We start from the raw sequence: 937 nt of genomic DNA on the forward strand, positions 1-937 counted from the left end.
GCGTCGACGAACTCCACGAAGTCGGCGAGGTCGCCGAACTCGGGCAGCACGGCGGTGTAGTCGGAGACGTCGTAACCGCCGTCCCTGAGTGGTGACTTGAAGAAGGGTGGCAGCCAGAGGCAGTCGACGCCCAGCCACTGGAGGTAGTCCAGCTTGGCGGTCAGGCCCTTGAGGTCACCGACGCCGTCGCCGTTGCTGTCCTGGAAGGAGCGGACGAGGACCTCGTAGAAGACGGCTCGCTTGAACCAGTCCGGGTCGCGGTCCTTGGCGGGCGTGTCCTCGAAGGTGTCCGGTACGGGCTCGTTGACGATCATGTTGTGGGGGACCCTCCGATCTGCGGGGTGGACGGTCGCAGAACCGTGCAGACATGCGCGGGCGTCCGGCCCGGCTCGAGGCGCACATAGTTGGCCCTGCCCCAGTGATAGGTCTCACCGGTGAGCTCGTCGCGCACCGGCACCGACTCGTGCCAGTCCAGGCCGAGTTGCGGCATGTCCAACGAGACCGTGGCCTCCTGGGTGTGGTGGGGGTCGAGGTTGGCGACCACCAGAACCGTGTTCGATCCCTGCCGCTTCGAGTAGGCGATCACCTCCTCCTTGTCCGTGTGGTGGAAGTGCAGATCGCGCAGTTGGCGGAGGGCCGGGTTCTCGCGCCGGATGGTGTTGAGGCGGGTGATCAGGGGGGCGATGGTGCGGCCCTCGCGTGCGGCGGCGTCCCAGTCGCGGTGCTTGAGCTGGTACTTCTCGCTGTCGAGGTATTCCTCGCTGCCCTCGCGCAGGGGGGTGTTCTCGCAGAGTTCGTAGCCGCTGTAGATGCCCCAGGTGGGGGAGAGGGTCGCGGCGAGGATCGCGCGGACCTCGAAGGCGGGGCGGCCGCCGTGCTGGAGGTAGGCGTGCAGGATGTCGGGGGTGTTGGCGAAGAAGTTGGGCCGCATGTAGGC

General features: G+C 67.2%; 1 protein-coding gene and 1 pseudogene. Both read right to left on the reverse strand.

Annotated elements, in window-relative coordinates; all coding sequences use genetic code 11:
• Positions 1 to 314: alpha-amylase family glycosyl hydrolase (locus tag GTW67_RS03805; RefSeq protein ID WP_237518645.1), on the reverse strand; the 314-nt coding region annotated here is incomplete at its 3' end.
• Positions 311 to 937, reverse strand: a pseudogene (locus tag GTW67_RS03810) (alpha-1,4-glucan--maltose-1-phosphate maltosyltransferase); the annotation flags it as partial. The gene GTW67_RS03805 and the pseudogene GTW67_RS03810, both read right to left, overlap by 4 nt.

Source organism: Streptomyces sp. SID5910 (assembly GCF_009862125.1).
GTDB lineage: Bacteria > Actinomycetota > Actinomycetes > Streptomycetales > Streptomycetaceae > Streptomyces.